The following is a 19,261-nucleotide window of genomic DNA, read 5'->3' as shown; positions in this document are numbered from 1 at the left end:
GGAACGGGAACGGGGAGGGACCGGGGAGGGACCGGGCGGCGGGCGCCCGATCCCTCCCCGAAGGCGGAGGCTAGGCCTCCTGGTCCTCGCGGCGACGGCTGCGGGCGATCAGGAGCGAGCCGAGGCCGAGGGCGACAGCACCTCCCGAGAGCAGCAGCCAGGAGCCGGTCTCCACTCCGGTGGAGGGGAGGCCGCCGGGGCCGGTAGGTGCGGTGATCGGCGCGGCCGTGGCGGTCGGTCCGGCCGTCGGCGCGACGGTGGGCTCCGGGGTCGGCGTGGGCTCCGGGGTCGACGTGGGCTCGGGGGTCGACGTGGGCTCGGGGCTCACGGTCGGCTCGGGCGTCGCGGTGGGCTCGGGCGTCGCCGTCGGCTCAGGCGTCGCCGTCGGCTCGGGAGTCGCGGTCGGCTCCGGCGAGCCGGTCGGCTCCGGCGTCGGCGTGGGCTCCGAAGTCCCCGGCAGCTCGACGGCGGCGCCCTCCGGCGCCACGACGAGCAGCGCCCGGGCGACGTCGCTGAACGCTCCGACCGGGTGGTTGCGGAACACCGGCGAGGTGCCGAAGAGGAAGCCCTCGGTGCCCGACTCCGTCGAGAACGAGACGGCCGAGGCCTGCCCGGCCGCGTCGCTCCGGGACTGCCCGTCGGAGTCGACCCAGTGCCCGGCGACGAACGTGCCGTCCTCCGAGTAGCTCTGCTCGACCGCGACCGACTCGTCGAAGCCGGCGAACCACAGTGCCGGCGAGACGAACGCGGTGTCCTGCGGGTAGTCGCCGAGGACGCCGCCACCGGGCGTCTCGACCGAGACGATGCCGTTGGAGCCGCTGGTGCCGGTCTGCGCAGTCAGCTCGGCCAGGCCGAAGTCGGACACGAAGGCCGCTCCTGCGCCGCCGCGGCCGACGACGTCGCCGCCCGCCGCGAGGAACTCCTCGACCACGGTGCGGCCCACGGCCTGCTCCGCGGTGAAGGAGAGGGCGCGTCCCACGTAGAGCACGTCGGCGCCCTCGAGGGTCGCGGTGCCCGCGGTGAGCGCGGCCGCGTCGACGGCGACCGCGTCGGCGAAGCCGAGCTTGGCCAGCGCGTCGCGGTCCTCGTTCGTGCCGGAGTAGGCGACGCGGAGGGCGTCGAGCGCCTTCCCGTCCTCGGCGCGCACGCGGTCGGCGGTGGTCGCCGTGAAGTCGACGCCGAAGGCGGCGGCGGCTCCCTCGGCGGCCGCGAGCCCGGCGGCGTCTGCACGGAGGGCGATCGTGCCGTCCTCGAACTGCTCGAGGGCGACGCCGTCGGCCAGCAGCGCGTTGACGGCCTGGTACTCCAGGACGCCGCGCGGCTCGAAGGCGAGGTAGTCGGCGCCTGCCGGGACGGAGCCCACCGGAGCCACGGCGGTCACCGGCTCCAGGCCGACGGCCGGGAAGGCGTCGGTGGTGGAGCCAATCGCCTGCACGTCGGCGCCCCAGAGGAGCGAGAGGCTCCAGGCCGAGACGTCGTACATCTCGGGCACGCGGCTCGAGATGTCGCTGCCGTCGGCGAGGAGGACGTTGGCGAGGCCGCGGACCGACTGGTGCATGTCGACCAGGTAGGTGCCCGCGGGGTAGGAGACTCCTCCGACGCTCGTGGCGGCCGTGGTCCGCGACACCTCGACGCCGTGGGCGAGCAGCTGCGCGACGAGGGTCTCGGCGTCCGAGACGGAGCGCTGCGTGCCGTCGACGGGGATGACGTAGGCGCGCGGGTACTCGGTCGTGTAGACGTCGGTCTCGTCCCAGATCTCGGTCCACTCGGTCGGCACGCCCGCGGGCAGGTCGGCCGCGGAGACGTCGGCGGGGATCTCGATGGCGGGGGCGCCGGTGACGCCGCGCTCGAAGATGGCGACCTGGTTGCTCAGGAGCGCGTCGCGGTTGGCCTCGATGTAGTCGACGGAGGCGTCCATGACGATCCCGGCGACCTCGACGTCGATGTCCGCGTTGGCCTGGCCCTGGGCGATCTCCTCCGGAGTGCTGTTGGCCGTGCGGCCGAGCGGAAGCTCCACCGTGTTGGTGATCGCGCCCTGGAAGGCGACGTACTGCGGGGCGAAGATGGGGGGCCAGTCGTCCCAGCCCGCGCGGATGTCGCGGTAGGGGATGAGGATCTTCCCGGTGTTGTCCGTGGTGGCGCTGCCGTCCTCGGCGAGGTAGGTGTTGCCGGGCACGTCGGCCTCGACGACGCGGCGCTCGATCTCGAGCGCGGTCGCGTAGGCGTGCGGGAGGAAGAGGTCGTACTCGTAGTTCTCGCCGTGCGGCGGGCCGCAGGGCTCGACCTGGAGGATCCCGGTGTAGCCGTGGATGTCGATGAAGTACGTGGGCTGGAGCACGCTCGAGAGGTCGCGGATCACGGCCGCCTCGCTGGTGGCTCCGGTGATCATGTCGCGGTTCGGGTCGTAGCCCGCGGCGACGGCGCGCTGGCCGAGGGCGCGGCCGTCGGGGTTGTTGGTGACGGTGAAGTAGAGGCGGTTGCCCTCGAGCAGCGCCTCGGTCTCCGCGTCCTCGGCGGTGGCGACGCCCTCGATGTACTCGAGGATCGCGTCGCTGCCCTCCCACTCGTTGCCGTGGATGTTGCCGTTGAACCAGACCGGCACCTTGTAGCCGTCCATCAGGTCGGCGTCGGCGGCCGCGGCGGCGGGCTCGTACTTGAGCTGGTCGCGCCACTCGGCCTGCTGCGCCGTCTCGGCCTCGGTCTCGGGGGCGGTGACGGTGACCAGGTAGATGTCGCGGCCGAGGCCGGACTTCCCGACCACCTGGGTCGAGACCCGGTCGGAGCGGGCGGCGAGCGCGTTCAGCTGCGGCGCGATGGCATCGTAGGGGGTGACTCCGCGCAGGAGCGAGGCGTCGGTCGGGTCGACGGGCACCTCGGTCAGCGGGGTCTGCTGCGGGTAGCTGGTCGGCACCGCGATCGGAGCGGACGGCGGACGCACGATGTCCACGCGGGTGTAGTCGGCGGGTGCTGTCGTCGTGGCGGTCGCCGGTGGGGCGACCAGGAGGCCGCCGGCGGCGAGCGCGAGCGCGGCGCATCCGGAGGCGAGGGCGGTTCGAGATCTCAAGCGGAGTTCTTCCCTTGTCGAGGCGTGACGGAACGGATCGGGCCCCCATCGGCGTCTGGATCTCCGAATCGGATGTGAACCCTCTCAGGAAGATAGAGGCTCCATGTTTCCGTCACGTGTCGGCCGGGTCACCTCCGCGAGATGCCTGTTCTGAACGCCTCGCCCGGCGACTCGGGTGCCCGAGTGGCATCCGGCGAGAGGAGGAAGCAGGTCCCGGTCAGAGGAAGAGGGAGAGGACGAGCGTGGCGCCGAGCGCGAGGACGGAGGCGAGGGAGACGCCGACGGTCACCGACTTGAGGGCGCCGCGGACCGACTGGCGGAGGAAGCTCTGCAGCAGCCAGAAGGTGTTCGAGGTGACGTGGATGCAGAACAGCGCGCCGGAGCCCGCGGCGAGCGCGATCAGCAGAGGGTCGAGGCCGAGTGTCGCGGCGACCGGCGCGACGACTCCGGCCGCCGTGATCGCCGAGAGGGTGACCGAGCCGACCGCGATGTGCAGCACGGCCGCCATCACCCAGACGAGCAGCAGCGGCGCGGTCGCCGAGGTCGAGAAGTAGCCCTTCAGGATCTCGCCGAGGTCGCCCTGCGCGATCACCGCGGCGAGCGCCCCGCCGACGCCGGTGAGCAGGAAGATCTGCCCGCCGTCCTGGAAGCCCTTGGCGACCGCCTTCTCCATCCGCGCGGTTCCCACGGTGGACCGGCCGACCACTCCGGTGCCGATCACGGCGAGGAGGAGCGCGATGACGGGGTTCCCGAGGAACTGCAGCACCGGCAGCTCGATCCCGGAGACGGTGAGCACCGCCTGCGCGGCGATGAGCAGGAGGGCGAGGAGCATGGGCGCGAAGAGGAGCAGGAGCGGGCGCTCGCGGGCGGCGTGGGCGTCCTGTGCCTCAGCGGGACCCGCCGCGTCCTCGACGGACGAGCCGGACGAGCCGCCCGACACCGCTCCGGCTCCGCCCGAGGACGCCCCGCCGCGCCCCCGCGCGCCGAACGACGGCAGCCGTCCGCCGTCCGCATCGGGCGACGCTCCCGCCGTCGCGAGCCCGGTCGTGTCGTCGCGCACGACCAGCTGCTCGTCGCGCGCCGGGTCCCAGAAGCCGAGGCGGAACGCGAGCGACATCAGCAGGATCGTGACCACGACCGTCGGCGCCACCACCGCGAATCCGCCGAGCATCATCACGCCCAGCGGCACTCCGAGCAGCCCCGCGAGCGCGACCGCGGCGAAGCCGGGCACCATCATCACGATGCCCGTCTCGAGCCCGACGGCGAAGGTGACGGCGACGATGCCGGTGCCCGCGCGCCCCAGCCGCGGCGCGATCCGGCGCGCGAGCGGGGCCGCGATCACGATCAGCGCGTCGACGAAGATCGTCTGCAGGTAGGTGGCGAAGGACAGGCCCAGCGCGTAGGGGATCCCGCGGCGGCCGAAGACGCGCAGCAGGCCCTCGACGAGCCGGACGACGGCGCCCATCTCGTTGAGCATCGCGCCGATGAGCACGCCCCAGCCGATCAGGAGGCCCGCCTCCATCATCACCTCGCCGAAGCCGGTGGTCATCGTGGAGACGGTGTCGACGGGGCCGAGCCCGGTGAGCAGGCCGATCGCGGCGGCTCCGACGGCCAGCGCCAGCACCGGGTTGAACCGGAAGCGCACGATCGCGACGACCACCACGACGATCACGAGGGCGACGACGCCCAGGGTGTACCACTCGGGCATGACGTCCTCCTCCGCCCGCGACTGCGCGTGCCGTCACACCCTAGGGGACCGCCGCGCACCCCCTCGCCCCCGCCGGGCACGGGGCCCTAGCGTGGACGCATGGCACTGACGCTCCCCGAGCCCCGACTCCCCTCCCTCCTCGACTCCCCCGTCCTGCGCTGGGGGGTGATCGCGCCCGGCTCGATCGCGGGCTCGTTCGTCGAGGCGCTGCAGAAGCACACCCGGCAGCGCGTGGTCTCGGTGGGCTCCCGCTCGCTGGAGCGCGCGGAGCGGTTCGCGAGCCGGTTCGGGATCGAGCGGGCCTCGGCCGGCTACGAGGCCGTGGTCGAGGATCCGGAGGTCGACGTGGTCTACATCGCCTCCCCGCACTCGGAGCACGCCCGCCAGGCACTGCTCGCCATCGCCGCGGGCAAGCACATCCTGGTCGAGAAGCCGTTCGCGCCGACCCCGGGCGAGGCCGAGATGATCGTGCACGCCGCGCGCGACGCCGGAGTCTTCGCGATGGAGGCGATGTGGATGCGCTACCTGCCGCACATGGACGTCGTACGGCAGCTGCTCGCCGACGGGGCGGTCGGCGCGCCGGCCGTCGTCTCGGCCGACTTCGGCGCCGCCTTCGACTTCGACCCCTCCAGCCGCATCTTCGACCCGGCGCTCGCGGGCGGCGGCCTGCTGGACGTCGGCGTCTACGCCTCCTCCTTCGTCTCGATGGTGGCGGGCACCCCGCAGAGCACCGTCGTCGCCGGCAGCATGACCTCGACGGGCGTCGACGCGACCGCGACGATCGTCGGCAGCCACGCGCACGGGGTGCAGTCGGTGGCCACCTCGACCGTGCTGGCCGACACCCGCCACGCGGCGAGCGTCGCGGGGCGGGCGGGGCGGATCGACGTGCACCCGTCGTTCTGGACGCCGGGCGGCGTGACGCTCACCCGCGGCTCCGAGAGCGGGTCGTGGATCGACGAGACGCCGCTCCAGGGCGGCGAGGGCCTCGCCTGGGAGGCGCTGCACGTCGCGCAGTACGTGACGGAGGGGCGCACCGAGTCGCCGCTGCACCCGCTCGACGAGGTGGTCGCCGTGGTGCGGACCCTCGACGACGCGCGCCGCCGGCTGGGCGTCTCGGTGTAGGGCGGGCGGCGGGAGACCGCCGCCCCGGCCCTCAGCCCGCCGGCAGCTCGACGCGGAAGCTCGTGCGCCCCGGCTCGGACGCGACGAGGACGCGCCCGCCGTGGGCGTCGACGACCGCCGCCACGATCGCCAGGCCCAGCCCCGTCGATCCGGTCGTGCGCGCTCGGGAGGAGTCGCCGCGGGCGAAGCGCTCGAACAGCACCGGCACCAGCTCCGGCGCGATGCCCGGGCCGGAATCGGTGACCGTCACGACCGCGATCGGCCGCCCCTCCGACACCTCCTCGGCGAGCGCCGCCACGACCCGGGTGCCGGGGGGCGTGTGCACGGTCGCGTTCCGCAGCAGATTGGCGACCACCTGGTGCAGCCGGAAGCCGTCGCCGCGGATCTCGATCGGCTCCTCGGGGAGCTCGAGGTCCCACTCGTGGTCGGGGCCCGCGGCGTGCGCGTCCGACAGCGCCTCGATCACGAGCAGCGTCAGGTCGACGGGCTCCTTCTCGAGGTCGCGGCCCTCGTCGAGGCGGGCGAGCAGGAGGAGGTCCTCGACCAGCGAGGTCATCCGGGTGGCGGCGGACTCGATCCGATCGAGGGAGTAGGCCGCCGACTCCGGCAGCTCGGTCCCGCCGCGCCGGGGCAGCTCCGCGTAGCCGCGAATCGCCGCGAGGGGAGTGCGCAGCTCGTGCGAGGCGTCGGCGACGAACTGCCGCACCTTGTCCTCGCTCGCCTGCCGCGACTCCAGAGCACCGGTGACGTGGTCGAGCATGCGGTTGAAGGCGGCGCCGACGCGGCCGACCTCGGTGCGGGTGTCGGCGTCCTCCTCCGGGACCCGCTCGACCAGCTCGACGGCGCCGCGGTCCAGCGGCAGCTCGGCCACGCGGGTCGCCGTCGCCTCCACCCGCTCCAGGGGCCGCAGGGCCACGCGGATGATCGCGGTGGCGACGAGGGCGACCAGCAGCATCGCCAGCAGCACCACCACGACGACCACCCAGGTGAGGGAGGCGAGCGTCTCGGCGACCTCGCCCAGGGGGACGCCGACGACGACGACGGAGCCCTCGACCGCCGCCGCGCGCACGCGGTAGGTCCCGAGGCTCCCGGGCAGCTCGATGGTCGCCTCCTCGCCCCCTGCGGCGACGGCCGCCGCGAGCACCGAGTCGGCCGGGTCCGAGAACTGCCGGCAGACCCCGTCGGCGTCGACGTAGGCGCCGATGAAGGAGCCGTCCGAGCCCTGGACGGCGGTGATGGTGCTGAGGTTCTGGCTCGGGCCGCCGCCGAAGGATCCGCTCGGGCAGGTCGTGGCCTGCTCGATCGCGCTCGACCCGCCGAAGCGGCTCGGCCCGTCGAAGTCCTGGAGGCGCGTGACCGACTGGCTGAGCGACGCGTCCGTGCTGCCGTAGAGGATCGAGCGGGCGGAGAGCACGCTGACCGCTCCCACGACGCCCGCCGTCACCGCGACGAGCGCGACCACGGCGACGACCATCCGCCGCCGCAGAGTCCACGGCGCGCGCCGGCCGCTGCGGGAGCTGCGGAGGGCGGAGCGGGTCGCGAAGTCGCCGAGCGACGGGCGGCCGGTGCGGCTCACTGGTCGGCGGGCTTCAGGAGGTAGCCGGCGCCGCGCACGGTGTGGATCATCGGCGAGCGGCCGGCGTCGATCTTCTTGCGCAGGTACGAGATGTAGATCTCGACCACGCTCGACTTGCCGCCGAAGTCGTACGACCAGACCCGGTCGAGGATCTGGGCCTTGCTGAGCACGCGGCGCGGATTGCGCATCAGGAAGCGCAGCAGCTCGAACTCGGTGGCGGTCAGCTCGATCTCGTCGCCGCCCCGGCGGACCTCGTGGCTGTCCTCGTTCAGCACCAGGTCCCCCACGACGACCTCGGGGTCGTCCGCGTCGTTGGCGAGCAGGGTGCTGCGGCGGATGAGTCCGCGCATCCGGGCGACCAGCTCCTCGAGGGAGAAGGGCTTGGTGACGTAGTCGTCGCCGCCGGCGGTGAGCCCGGCGATCCGGTCGTCGAGCGCGTCCTTCGCGGTGAGGAAGAGGACCGGGGTCTCGCTGCCGTCCGCGCGGACCCGCTGCAGGACCTGGAGGCCGTCGATGTCGGGGAGCATCACGTCGAGCACGATCACGTCGGGCCGGAACTCGCGGGTGATCGTGATCGCGGCGCGGCCCTCGGCCGCGGTGCGCACCTCCCAGCCCTCGTAGCGCAGAGCCATCTGGAGCAGGTCGGTGAGGGTGCTCTCGTCGTCGACGACGAGGACGCGGATCGGCGTCCCGTCGGCCCGCTTCAGGCGGGTGCGCTGCGCGGGGGCGAGGTGCTTCGAGGGGGCCGGGGTGCTCATGACTCCAGTATCGGGAGTTCCCTATGGATCGGCTATGACCGGCCGATGCCGTCGCTGTGCGCTCCCGATGCGTCCTCCGCGGGATCGGCGTCGAGCTCCTCCGGAGCGATCGCCGCGGTGCGCGCGTAGCCGCGGACCCGCCGGTCGATGAAGGTCGCCGCCCAGAGCAGGACGCCGATCACGAGCAGCACCCCCGCGATCCCGTACTGGGCCATGTCGCGTCCCGAGGTGATCGGCAGCACCAGGTAGACGCAGGCGATCGTGCCCAGCACCGGCAGCACGGTGGGGGTCCGGAAGTGACGGTGCTCGACCGGCTGCCGGCGCAGCACCAGCACGGAGACGTTGACGACGGCGAAGACCGCCAGCAGGAGGAGCGACGTGGTCCCGCCCAGGAGCACCGCGATGGGGTCGGAGGGGTCGCGCGACACGTAGGCGGTGAGGAGCAGGGCGATCACCGTCGTGAAGAGGATCGCGGCCCACGGCGTGCGCCGTCCGCGCAGCACGTTCTGCAGGAACGGCGGCAGCACGCCCTGGCGGCTCATCCCGTAGAGCAGGCGGCTGGCCATCATCATGTTGATCAGCGCGCTGTTGGCCACGGCGAAGAGCGAGATGAAGGGCAGGAGCGTCGAGATCGGGAAGTCGGGCGCCGCGGCCTCGACGACCGTGACGAGCGGAGTGTCGTTGCCGGCCAGCTCCCCCACGGGGACGATCGCGACGGCGAGCGTGGACACGAGCACGTAGACCACGGCGGTGATGCCGAGACCCGTGAGCATCACGCGCGGGAAGATGCGGCTGGGCTCCTTCGTCTCCTCCGCCATGTTCACGGAGTCCTCGAATCCGACCATCGCGAAGAACGCCAGCGAGGTCGCGGTGCTCACCGCGAGCAGCAGCGACTTGTCCTCCGGCGCCTCGAACGCGACCACCCGCGAGAAGTCGGCCTGCCCGCCGAACACCGCGAAGAAGCACACGAAGATCACCAGCAGCAGGCCCGAGAGCTCGATCAGGGTGAGCACCACGTTCAGCCCGACGCTCTCGGCGACACCGCGCAGGTTCACCAGGGCGATGCAGACCATGAACACCAGCGCGATGCTCAGCCGCGTCCCCGCGCCGTCCCCGAGCCCGAAGCCGATCGCGAAATTGCTCGCGAAGGCGCCCGAGGCGGCGGAGGCCGAGGTGATCCCGCTCGCCATCACGGTGAAGCAGACGAGGAACGTGACGAAGTGGATCCCGAACGCCTTGTGCGCGTAGAGCGCGGCGCCCGCCGCCTGCGGGTACTTCGTCACCAGCTCCAGGTAGGAGCAGGCGGTGAGCGTGGCGACGACGAACGCGATCACGAAGGGGAGCCACGCGGCCCCGCCCACCTCGGCCGCGACCTGCCCGGTGAGCGCGTAGATCCCGGTGCCGAGGATGTCGCCGACCACGAACAGCAGCAGCAGCTTGGGGCCGAGCACGCGCTTGAGCTCGGGCGGGGCGGACGTCTCTCTCGTGGCGGTCATCGTCGGCCCCTCCCGTTGCGGATGAGCGCGAGCCTACGACCGCGGGCACCGCCCCGGGAAGAGCGGGCGCCCGGGGAGCAGGAGTCGACGTCACCCACGACTCCGCCGTCGCGCCGTGCGCAGCGCAGCCTCCACCTCGCCGGCGGGAGGCTGCGCGAGGCCGACTGACCGGATGCTGCCACGGCCGGAGCCTGCCCGGGCGCCCGGTGGTCCCCCGACCCTCCGCCCCGCGCGGAGCCGGGGGTCCGCCGCATGTCCGGATGCTGCCGTGCCCGGATGCTGATCTGGTGCCGCCGACGGGCCTCCGCGAGGCTCGGAGGACCACGACGAGAGGACGCACCATGACCGCCACTGCACCCCCCGCCACCCCGCACCTCGGCCCCGTCGCCGCCGGAGGCGCCCTCGCCTGGGCCGCGCTGGCCGCGCTGCTCCTGCTCGGGGAGCCGCACCCCGCGGCGGTCCTCCTGCTCGTGCTCGCCGCCGCCGCCGCGACCTCGCTGAGCGTCGTCGCCGTCGCCCGCCGGCAGCCCCCCGCCCGCCGTACCGGAGTCGTGATCGGTCTCCTCGCCCCCCTCCTCGCGAACGCCGGTCTCACTCCGCTCGCCGCGCTGGTCGGCCCGGCCGTGTTCGGAGCGGTAGCGCTGGTCCTCGCCGGTGAGCTCGCCGTCGTCGCGGTTCTCGCGCGGCGGCGCTGAGTGCGCGCCTCCTACACTCGGGAGGGTCGGGAGAACGGGGGGCCGCCGGTGCTGAGCGAGAACGCGATCGCGCTGTACCTGCACGCGTCCGTGCGCGGAGACTGGTCTCTCGAGAGCGCGTCGGACGAGCTCGGCGTCACCGTCGACGGCCTCCGCGAGGCGAGCGACGAGCTGATCGGGCTCCGGCTGCTCGCTCCGCTGCACGCGGGGGCGGAATCGCTCGCCACGGCCGCACCGGACATCGCCCTGGCCGAGCTGATCGCCGAGGACGAGCGGCGCCTCCTCGAGCTGCAGACCGGGATCACCCGCCGCCGCAGCGAGCTGATGGCCCTCGTCCCCGCCTACCGGAGCGCCCGCAGCGCCCTCGCCGCCGCGGAGCAGGTGGAGGTGATCGAGGACCCGGCGACCGTCCTCCGGCTGCTCCTCGACCTGCAGCGCGGAGCCTCGGAGGAGGTGCTGATCGCCGCTCCCGGCACCAGCAGCGTGGAGCGGCACGAGGCGAGCGACGCCGTCGACCGCGAGCTGCTCGGGCGCGGCATCGCGAGGCGGACGCTGTACCACGACCGCCGCCGCGACAACGCGGCTCTCCGGCGCTCGGTCGCGGAGCTCGAGCCGCTGGGCGCGCGGTTCCGGACCCTCCCGACGCTGCCCTTCCGGCTGGTGGTCTTCGACCGCTCGCTCGCGATCGTCGCCCGCTCCCGCGACGAGGACGACCGCGCCGCCCTGGTCGTCCGCTCCCCCGAGCTCGCGGCGACCCTGGCGCGCGTGTTCGACGCGGCGTGGGAGTTCGCAGCGCCCCTGCAGGCGGCAGGTGCCGAGGAGGAGCCCTCCCTCTCCGCGGTGCAGCGGTCGATCCTGCAGGGCCTCGCCGCCGGGCTCACCGACGAGGCGCTCGCGGCACGGCTGGACCTCAGCGTGCGCACCTGCCGTCGGCACATCGCCGGTCTCTTCGATCTGCTCGGCGCCGAGAGCCGCTTCCAGGCGGGCGTGCTCGCGGCCCGGCGGGGCTGGCTGCCGGTCCGGCCGCGCTGACTCCGGCCGTCGGCGAGCTCAGCGCCGCGGAGCCGCGGTGTCGGAACGGGGTGTCCGCTAGCGGACACGTCCTCTTCCGGCTCTTGTCCCGGCACTCTCCCAGGTCGAACATGGGGACCGCCGCCGACATCCCCGATGACGGGCGGCCTCCGCACCGCGACTCCGTACCCGACGGGACCGCGGCCCCGACGCCCGCGCCGTACCCGACGGACCGCGGCGCATCAGCGACCTGAGCCGAACGCGCGCACAGGCGCTCCTCCGGCGCGCCGTCCGGCACCCCCGACCGACGACGCTCCGGGCCCCCGCTTCCACCTACCCGAAGAGCTCACCCGTGAACCCCAGCACCCCCGCCCGCCCTGGTCCTCCCGCTCCACCCGAGATCCGCCCGCTCCTGACGCGCCAGCAACGCGTCGCCAGCCCCCGTGCCGTCACCAGCCGCGCCAAGCAGCAGTCGCCCTCGCTCATCATGATCGTGCTCCTCTCCGGCGCCGGCGCGCTGCTCTACGGCGCCTTCCTGCTCAACCCGCGCAACATCGGCGACCCCCTCCCGTTCGCCATCGTCATCATCTGCGAGCTCTACCTGATCGGCCAGGCCGCGCTCACGATGTGGACCGCCCTGTCGAGCACGTACGACCCGCGCGACTCCGCCTTCCACTCCACCCGAGCGACGCTCTACGGGAGCCCGGTCGACGGCATCCCGATCGGCGAGGACCTCTACCTCGGCCGCCGCCGCATCACCGTCGACGTCTTCATCACGACCTACAGGGAGGACCCCGCGATCATCGAGGAGACGGCCCGTGCGGCCCGCGACATGCGCGGCACCCACGTGACGTGGCTCCTCGACGACGGGGACGACCCGCAGGTCGCCGCGATCGCCGAGCGCCTGGGCGTCCGCTACGTGGTGCGCGAGGACCGCGCGGGTGCCAAGGCCGGCAACGTGAACCACGCGCTCCGTCTGACCGACTCGGACTTCGCCGTGATGATCGACGCCGACTTCGTGACCGTGCCGGAGTTCCTGGAGGAGACTCTCCCCTTCTTCGCCCACGACGACGTCGCCTTCGTGCAGGCCCCGCAGGTCTACGGGAACGCGCACAACTTCATCTCGCGCGGCTCCGCCTACATGCAGATCGTCTTCTACGCCCTCACCCAGCCGGGCAAGAACAAGTACAACTCCGCCTTCTGCGTGGGCACCAACGCCGTCTTCCGCCGCAAGGCCCTCGACGACATCGGCGGGATGTACGAGGGCTCGCAGTCCGAGGACATCTGGACGTCGATCTTCGTGCACGAGCGCGGCTGGCGCTCGATCTTCGTGCCGATGACCCTCGCGGTCGGGCGCACGCCCGAGACGATCGAGGCCTTCGTCCGCCAGCAGGTCCGCTGGGCCGTCGGCGGGTTCGAGATCCTGCTCAAGCACAACCCGTTCTCGCCGAAGCGCCGGCTCACGACCGACCAGCGCGTGCAGTACTTCATGACCGTCACGTTCTACTTCACCGGGATCGTGCCGCTGGGCCTGATCGTGCTGCCCCCGCTGCAGATCTACCTGAACATCACGCCGGTCAGCCTGGAGGTGCCGCTCGTCGAGTGGATCCTCTTCTACTGCGGGTTCTACGTGCTGCAGATCGGGCTCGCGCTGTTCATCATCGGCTCGTTCCGGTGGGAGACGCTGCTGCTGTCGACCGTCACCTTCCCGATGTACACGAAGGCGTTCTTCCTCGCTCTCGCGGGCCGGAAGCCGGCCTGGACCTCGACGGGCGCGACCGGGCAGGCCGCCTCGCCCTTCAACTTCATCAAGGTGCAGATGGTCTTCCTGGTGTTCCTGGCCGCGACCTCCGTCGTCGGCTTCCTCAAGGCGGAGTGGACCGCGGAGTACTCGGTGGCGCTCGCCTGGAACGTCCTGAACACCCTCACGCTCGGAGCGTTCGCGGTGATCGCGGCGCGCGAGCACGTCCTCCTGAAGCGCGCCGCCCGGGCCGAGGTGGTCGCTCCGAGCGGCCCCGCCGCCGCGGGACGCCACGGACTCGCCGTGGGTGCGGCATGACCGCGCTGCGCTGGCTCGGCTTCCTCGCCTCGTGCGCCCTCGCGCTCGGCGTCGCCGCCGCCGGCCTGGTCTACGCGAACAACTCCTCGCTCACCGTGCGGGCGGCGAGCGCTCAGCTCGTCACCGACGAGTACTCGCTGGGGACGCCCTACGCGGGCACGATCCAGGACCTCACGATCTCCCGCGGCGACGCGGTGGAGAAGGGCGACGTGCTCTTCAGCCTGCAGAGCACCGTCCTCGAGTCCGACATGCAGACGAAGACGTTCACCAGCGCCGATGTCGGCTACCGGATCGAGGAGGGCGGCCTGATGGTCTTCACGGCGGCGCTGGACGGCGTGGTCACATCGGTCGACGCCGAGATCGGCTCCTTCGTCGAGGAGGACCAGATGATCGCGGTCGTCGCGATCTCGGACTCGATCCACCTCGAGAGCGAGTTCGTGCTCGGCGCCCGGGACTACTCGCGGGTCCCGATCGGCGGCACCGTCGCCGTGGCGATGCCGGACGGGACGACCGTCGACGCCGAGATCTACGACGTCGAGGTGGAGCGGTTCCACGAGGGGCGGGCGACGACCGTCATCCGCGCGCGCACCGACGAGATCACGACGCAGGACTACACCGTGGTCGGAGCTCCCGTCGCGGCGGAGGTGCGGCTCCGCGACGACGGCGACGGCTTCGGCGGCTGGCTGGTCGCCCAGCTCGGCAGGCTCTTCACGCCGGGCGGATTCGCGCGGTGAGGCGCGGGGCGGGGGCGGCCCTCGCTCTCGCCCTCGCGATCGCAGGCCTCACCGGATGCACGTCCGACGGCTCCGCGTCCGACTGGGCCGTGGCAGCGTCCGTGCACGCGCGGGAGCTGCCGCAGGTCCCCGGCCCCTACGCGGGGACGGCGCGGCTTGCCGAAGGGGTGCGGCCGCCGACGAACTCGTGGGTGTCCGGACCGGTGTTCGGGGAGGATCTCCCGCTCTACTCAGGGATCCTCACCGTCACGCCGCGCGCCGACGGCTTCACCGTGGGCCTCCCGATCGTGGAGGCGGCTCCGCGGACCGTCTACGCCCTCGCCCGGGACGATCTCACCGTGACGGTCCCCTCGAGCGCGGTGGCGCTCTCCGCGTTCGACGACCTCGTCGCGCACTGGAGCCTCGCGGGTGCCGGTGAGCTCGTCGCAGCCGAGGGCTGGCCCTACGCCTCCTACCGGACCGAGAGCGCCCAGACTGTGCTGATCGGAGGCGCCACCGCTCCCGAGCGCGCGGCCGGCGGCCTGCTCCTGGTCACCGCGGGCGGACAGCGGTACGGGCTGGTGGCGCCCGCCGCCGCCCTCGATACGTTCCCCCGGATGACGCTGGACGGCACGCTGCTCCTCTTCGCGGTGCCTCCGGGAGCGAGCAGGGCGCGGATCGACGAGCTTCGGCGTCGTGCAGTGCCCCTCGAGGGCGCGAGCGTCTCCCACGACGTCACGGCGAGCACCACCACCACGACCTACGCGCTGCGGACCGAGGGCGGCGCCGAGACGTTCTTCGGCCTCGGGGCCGAGGGGGCGATCGGCTACGACACGCTCTACGGCCGGGTGGGGCTCCGTGCGGGAACGTCGTTCTCCCGCGCCGCCCCCACTATCGTCGAGTCGGGGGCGCTCGATCTCGGCTCCCTCACGGCCGAGGAGAAGACGACGCTCCGGACGCAGGTGCCACTCGACGCCGCGGCCACCCGCTTCGCCGCGCCCGACACCTACGGAGCCGGCAAGGAGCTCTACCGCGCCGCTGCTCTGCACCGTCTCGCCGTCGACCTCGGCCTGGAGGAGGTGGCGGCCGACCTGCACGACCGGATCGCCGCCGAGCTCGACCAGTGGCTCGACCCGCGCGGCTGCGCACCGGGTGCCGTGAAGTGCGTCGTCTACGACCCCGTGCTCGGAGGCGTCGTCGGCTCCGCGCCGTCGTTCGGGTCCGACGCGTTCAACGACCACCACTTCCACTACGGCTACCTGCTCTCCGCCGTCGGGATGCTGGCCGCCGAGGACCCGTCCCTCCTCGAGCGGTACCGGACCGTCGCGGACCTGCTCGCCCTGGATCTCGCCTCTCCCGTCGACACCGCCGAGTTCCCGCGGCTGCGCGTGTTCGACGCGTACCGCGGCCACTCCTGGGCCTCGGGGCTCGCGCCGGCCCGGGACGGCAACGACCAGGAGTCGGTGTCCGAGGCGGTCAACGCCTGGAACGGCCTCGCCCTCTGGGCCGCCGCCTCCGGGAACGCGCCGCTGCTCGAGGAGGCGCGCTGGCTGCTCTCCCTCGAGACGCAGGCGGCCGCAGACCTCTGGCTGAGCCCGGAGACGCCGGTCGGCTTCGAAGCGCCGTTCGTCGCGATCAACTGGGGCGGCAAGCGCGACTACGCCACCTTCTTCGACGCGACACCCTCGGCGCTGCTGGGGATCGAGCTGATCCCGATGCCGCCGTCGACCGCGTTCCTCCCCGACCCCTCGCGGGTCGACGAGCTCGTGGCCGGAGCCCCAGGCGCGCCGCTCGCCGACTACGTGCTGATGCTGCAGGCGACCAGCGACCCGGCCGCGGCTCTCGCGCGGGCGGAGCGCCTGCCGGACTCCTCGATCGACAGCGCCGACTCGCGCAGCTACCTGGTGGCGTGGATCCTCACCCGCTGATCCCGCACAGCCCGCTCAGCCCGCGTGCGCTCCGAGGAACGCGAGCGCCCGCGGCCAGGCGTCGGTCGCCGCCTCGGCCTGGTAGGTCTGCTCGTTCGCGTCGTTGAAGAAGGCGTGGCCCGCTCCCGGGTAGACGACGACCTCGACGTCCTTGCCCTCGGTCGCCTCGCGGATGCGCGGCACCTGCTCGACGAGGGAAGCGTCCTGATCGCCCAGGAACGCCAGCACCGGCACCTGCAGCGCGCCGAGCTCCTCGGCGGACGCGGTGACGTGCCCGTAGAACGGCACGGCCGCCGCCAGCCGCGGCTCGGCCAGCGCGAGCGCCCACGAGAAGGTGCCGCCGTAGCAGAACCCGGTGACGGAGACGCTGGTCGCGCCCTCCTGGCGCAGGAGCCGCTCGACGAGGGCGCGGAGGATCGCGACGGTGCGCGTCGCGTGCTCCGGAGTGAAGACGGGGGCGAAGAAGGTGCGCAGCTCGACCTGGCGCGGCAGGCGCCGCACCGGGTGGTCGTAGTCGGCGCGCTGCTCCTCGTCGAGCTGCTCGAGCAGGCCGCTGTCGGCCAGGAGCTCGGGGGCGACGACGCTGTAGCCCTCGGCCGCGTAGCGGTCGGCGACCGAGCGGATGTGCCCGTCGACCCCCCAGACCTCGTGGATCAGGATCAGCGCGCGGCCGCCCTCACCGCTGCGGTACACCGGTACGTCGTGCTCGGCCAGGGTCCAGGTCTCATCGCTCGTGGGCATGCTCGCACCCTAGCCCCGGACCCCGGGAGCACGCGTCGTCAGAAGTCGTACTCGCAGTTGCGGAGGTTCGCCACGTCCTCGGTGAGCGTCGGCTCCCCGCCGAGCAGGAACGCGTAGTTCTTCGAGTTGGAGGCCAGGAAGCGCAGCGTCGAGTCGTGCACGCAGTCGCGCTCGGTCAGCAGCACGGACGAGCCCAGGGCCGCCGCCGTCGTCGCTCCCGAGAGGGCGTCGGCGAAGGAGGACCCCGCGGCGAGGAAGACGCTGTCCTGCAGCAGCGACTGGGGGTAGGCGCTGTTCAGCTCGACGCTGGTCTCGTAGCGGTCGCGGCCGGCGATCCTCGAGACCGAGGGGGCGAGGCCGCGACGCGCGAAGTCCGCCACGTACGCGTCCCGGATCGAGGGGTCGCCGCCGAGGAACTCCACGTGCTCCGGCGCCAGGGCGCGCACCGCGGTCGCGGTCGCGGAGTCGGCGCCCGAGGTCGCACCGTCGACCAGCAGCACGGGCTGCGCACGCCAGCCGGCGATCGGCGCGGCCGACAGGGCGTCGGGGAAGTTCGTGCCGGTCGCGACGAACATGTTCGAGTAGGGGCCGGCGCCGAAGGCGTCCGCGACGATCCGGCGGGAGGTGTCGTAGCGGTCCGTCCCGCCGATCCGCTCGGTGCCGCCGACGATCGAGCGGATCGCGGAGAGGACCCCGGGGCTCACGCTCAGCTCGCTGCCGACGACCACGACCCGCTCCGGGCGGAGGCGGCGGATCTCGTCGGAGACGACCCGAGGCAGGCGGTCGGGATCGGTGAGCAGGAGCGCGCCTCCGAGGGCGGCGGCGGCCGGGCCGGCGCTCAGCGCATCCGGCCAGTTCGCCCCGCTGGCCACGTAGAGCACCGGGATGCCCGGGGAGAAGTAGCCCGTCGCCTCCACCGAGGTCGCGTAGCGGTCCGATCCGGCGAGGCGGCCGGTGTACTGCTGGTAGTCGCTGCTCAGCGAGAGGTCGATCCCGGCGGCCGATCCGCCCACCGGGACGCGCACGTCGCCCGCGTCGCCCGAGCGGAGGACGTGGTCCCAGTAGCTGTCGTCGATCACGTCGTCGCGGCTCGACGCCCGGACGAGGTAGTCGCCGGGGACGACCTGCTGGAACGAGTACGGGTTGTCGCCGCCCGTGATCAGGTCGAGCTCGCCGGTGCGGAAGTAGCCGTCGGTTCCCGGGTCGCGGTACCAGATGTCGACGCGCTGGTCGCCCGCGACGCCGCTCAGGCGTCCCTCGAGCGACCCCAGCCGTGCGGTGCGCAGCTGCACGCCGGCCGCCGGGGCCTGAAGCGGCTCGGCGCTGCGGGCGACGGCGCTGCCGCCGGACCAGAGGTCGGCGTACAGGTCGGCGTTGTCCTTGATCAGCAGGTAGTAGGTCTGCCCGGCGGTGAGCCCGTCGATGCTGAAGGTGAGGTCGCCGGCGACGGAGTGGTTCCCGAGGAGCCCCGCCTCGCTCGACCAGACCTCGACGTTCAGGAGGGCGCCGCGGGGAGTGGTGGTCGCGATCGAGCCGTCGGCCTCCTCGACCACGACACGGCCGCTGATCGACGCCGCAGCGCTCGCACGGGCGGCGCTCGGCGCCTCGTCCGGCACGGCGGGCAGGGGGGACTCGGCGCTGGGCTGCCAGAGAGGCTGCCCCTCGGGGAGCACGATCGAGCGGGGCGCGTCGGAGGCGGCGCCGAATGCGGCGACGGGGGCGGCCGACGGCGCGGCCGCCGATGCGGCGGAGGCGAGCGGGCTGGAGGTGATCGCCAGGGCGGCGACGAGGACCGCGGAGGCGGCGGACCTCAGAACGAGCGGGGACACGGCGGAGTGCCTGCTTCCAGGAGGAGGTCGCCCTGCGGCCGACCCGGCGGAGGGGATCGCGCTCATGCTAGCGGCGGCCCGCGCCCCGTCGTCCTCCCCGATCAGGGGTCAGGAGACAGGCGGCGCGACGAGGATGTCGTCCCACTCCAGAGCGCGCTCGAACCGGAAGCCGTGCCGCTCGTAGAGGCGGCGGGCGTCGCTGCGCTTCAGCACGTCGAGCCGGAAGGGCAGACCCGGCCGCGCCTCCTCCGCCATCACCCGGCGCAGGACGGCGCCGCCGACTCCGCGTCCCTGTGCGTGCGGCGCCAGGTAGAAGTGCTCGATCCAGACCGCGTCCGGCTCGACCCGCGCGGCGATGCTCCCGGCGAAGGCGCCGTCGAGCTCGATCACCCGGGTGAGCTCGGGCCGGTAGCCGTCGAGGAAGCGGTGCCGCACGCGGTGCTCGTCGTAGCGGTCGAGCGTCTCGAGCGACGGGCGCATGACGACCGCGCGCAGCTCGGCGATCGCTGCCGCGTCCTCCGCGGTCGCGGGGCGGAGCGACCAGCCGGCGTCGTCGGCCAC

At 73.2% G+C, this 19,261-nt stretch carries 14 protein-coding genes; 6 read left to right on the top strand and 8 right to left on the bottom strand.

Annotated features, from left to right (window positions below):
- Positions 1-70 precede the first annotated feature (70 nt).
- Both C5D09_RS03440 and C5D09_RS03435 read right to left on the bottom strand, forming a co-directional pair.
- Positions 71-3,064 (bottom strand): M14 family zinc carboxypeptidase, encoded by a 2,994-nt coding sequence (locus C5D09_RS03440; RefSeq protein WP_104268606.1) that lies wholly within the window; start codon positions 3,062-3,064, stop codon positions 71-73.
- A 217-nt stretch (positions 3,065-3,281) separates the two neighbouring features.
- Complete coding sequence (locus C5D09_RS03435) at positions 3,282-4,772, bottom strand: GntP family permease (RefSeq protein ID WP_104268605.1); 1,491 nt, start codon at positions 4,770-4,772, stop codon at positions 3,282-3,284.
- 99 nt (positions 4,773-4,871) lie between these two features.
- Between C5D09_RS03435 and C5D09_RS03430 the strand changes: the two genes are divergently transcribed.
- Entirely contained in the window at positions 4,872-5,894 is a 1,023-nt protein-coding gene (locus C5D09_RS03430) for a Gfo/Idh/MocA family protein (protein ID WP_104223651.1), read from the top strand.
- 31 nt (positions 5,895-5,925) lie between these two features.
- On the opposite strand, the gene C5D09_RS03425 is transcribed toward C5D09_RS03430, so the two are convergent.
- Genes C5D09_RS03425 through C5D09_RS03415 form a run of 3 tightly spaced genes read right to left on the bottom strand, consistent with a single transcriptional unit; the run spans position 5,926 to position 9,724 of the window.
- Entirely contained in the window at positions 5,926-7,470 is a 1,545-nt protein-coding gene (locus tag C5D09_RS03425) for a cell wall metabolism sensor histidine kinase WalK (RefSeq protein WP_258065458.1), read from the bottom strand.
- A complete protein-coding gene (locus C5D09_RS03420) occupies positions 7,467-8,228 on the bottom strand; it encodes a response regulator transcription factor (protein WP_104223650.1) in 762 nt (253 codons plus the stop codon). The genes C5D09_RS03425 and C5D09_RS03420 overlap by 4 nt, the downstream gene beginning before the upstream one ends.
- Before the next feature lie 32 nt (positions 8,229-8,260).
- Positions 8,261-9,724: an APC family permease gene (locus tag C5D09_RS03415; RefSeq protein WP_104268604.1), complete on the bottom strand. Its 1,464-nt coding sequence runs from the start codon at positions 9,722-9,724 to the stop codon at positions 8,261-8,263.
- A 341-nt stretch (positions 9,725-10,065) separates the two neighbouring features.
- Between C5D09_RS03415 and C5D09_RS03410 the strand changes: the two genes are divergently transcribed.
- From C5D09_RS03410 to C5D09_RS03390, 5 genes are all read left to right on the top strand, one after another.
- Positions 10,066-10,419 (top strand): hypothetical protein, encoded by a 354-nt coding sequence (locus tag C5D09_RS03410; protein ID WP_104268603.1) that lies wholly within the window; start codon positions 10,066-10,068, stop codon positions 10,417-10,419.
- Positions 10,420-10,467: 48 nt separating this feature from the next.
- Positions 10,468-11,451 carry a LuxR C-terminal-related transcriptional regulator gene (locus C5D09_RS03405; RefSeq protein ID WP_104268602.1) on the top strand — a complete coding sequence of 328 codons (984 nt, stop codon included), beginning with the start codon at positions 10,468-10,470 and terminating at the stop codon, positions 11,449-11,451.
- Between the two features lie 331 nt (positions 11,452-11,782).
- Complete coding sequence (locus C5D09_RS03400) at positions 11,783-13,489, top strand: glycosyltransferase family 2 protein (RefSeq protein WP_104268601.1); 1,707 nt, start codon at positions 11,783-11,785, stop codon at positions 13,487-13,489.
- The gene (locus tag C5D09_RS17390; RefSeq protein ID WP_104247768.1) at positions 13,486-14,223 is read left to right on the top strand and encodes a biotin/lipoyl-binding protein; all 738 of its coding nucleotides are present in this window, start codon (positions 13,486-13,488) and stop codon (positions 14,221-14,223) included. The genes C5D09_RS03400 and C5D09_RS17390 overlap by 4 nt, the downstream gene beginning before the upstream one ends.
- The gene (locus tag C5D09_RS03390; RefSeq protein ID WP_104260438.1) at positions 14,220-16,130 is read left to right on the top strand and encodes a glycosyl hydrolase; all 1,911 of its coding nucleotides are present in this window, start codon (positions 14,220-14,222) and stop codon (positions 16,128-16,130) included. The genes C5D09_RS17390 and C5D09_RS03390 overlap by 4 nt, the downstream gene beginning before the upstream one ends.
- Before the next feature lie 15 nt (positions 16,131-16,145).
- Here the strand turns inward: C5D09_RS03390 and C5D09_RS03385 are convergent, their stop codons facing one another.
- The 3 genes from C5D09_RS03385 to C5D09_RS03375 all read right to left on the bottom strand — a co-directional run bounded on the left by C5D09_RS03385 (position 16,146) and on the right by C5D09_RS03375 (position 19,261).
- Complete coding sequence (locus tag C5D09_RS03385) at positions 16,146-16,871, bottom strand: dienelactone hydrolase family protein (RefSeq protein ID WP_104268600.1); 726 nt, start codon at positions 16,869-16,871, stop codon at positions 16,146-16,148.
- A 38-nt stretch (positions 16,872-16,909) separates the two neighbouring features.
- A complete protein-coding gene (locus C5D09_RS03380; protein ID WP_104247770.1) occupies positions 16,910-18,700 on the bottom strand; it encodes a cell wall-binding repeat-containing protein in 1,791 nt (596 codons plus the stop codon).
- A gap of 108 nt (positions 18,701-18,808) precedes the next feature.
- Entirely contained in the window at positions 18,809-19,261 is a 453-nt protein-coding gene (locus tag C5D09_RS03375; RefSeq protein WP_258061255.1) for a GNAT family N-acetyltransferase, read from the bottom strand.

The organism is Rathayibacter sp. AY1C9 (genome assembly GCF_002932315.1).
Lineage (GTDB): Bacteria > Actinomycetota > Actinomycetes > Actinomycetales > Microbacteriaceae > Rathayibacter.
The sequence above is the reverse complement of the archived record's forward strand: the minus strand, read 5'-3'. Positions and strand labels throughout refer to the sequence as shown.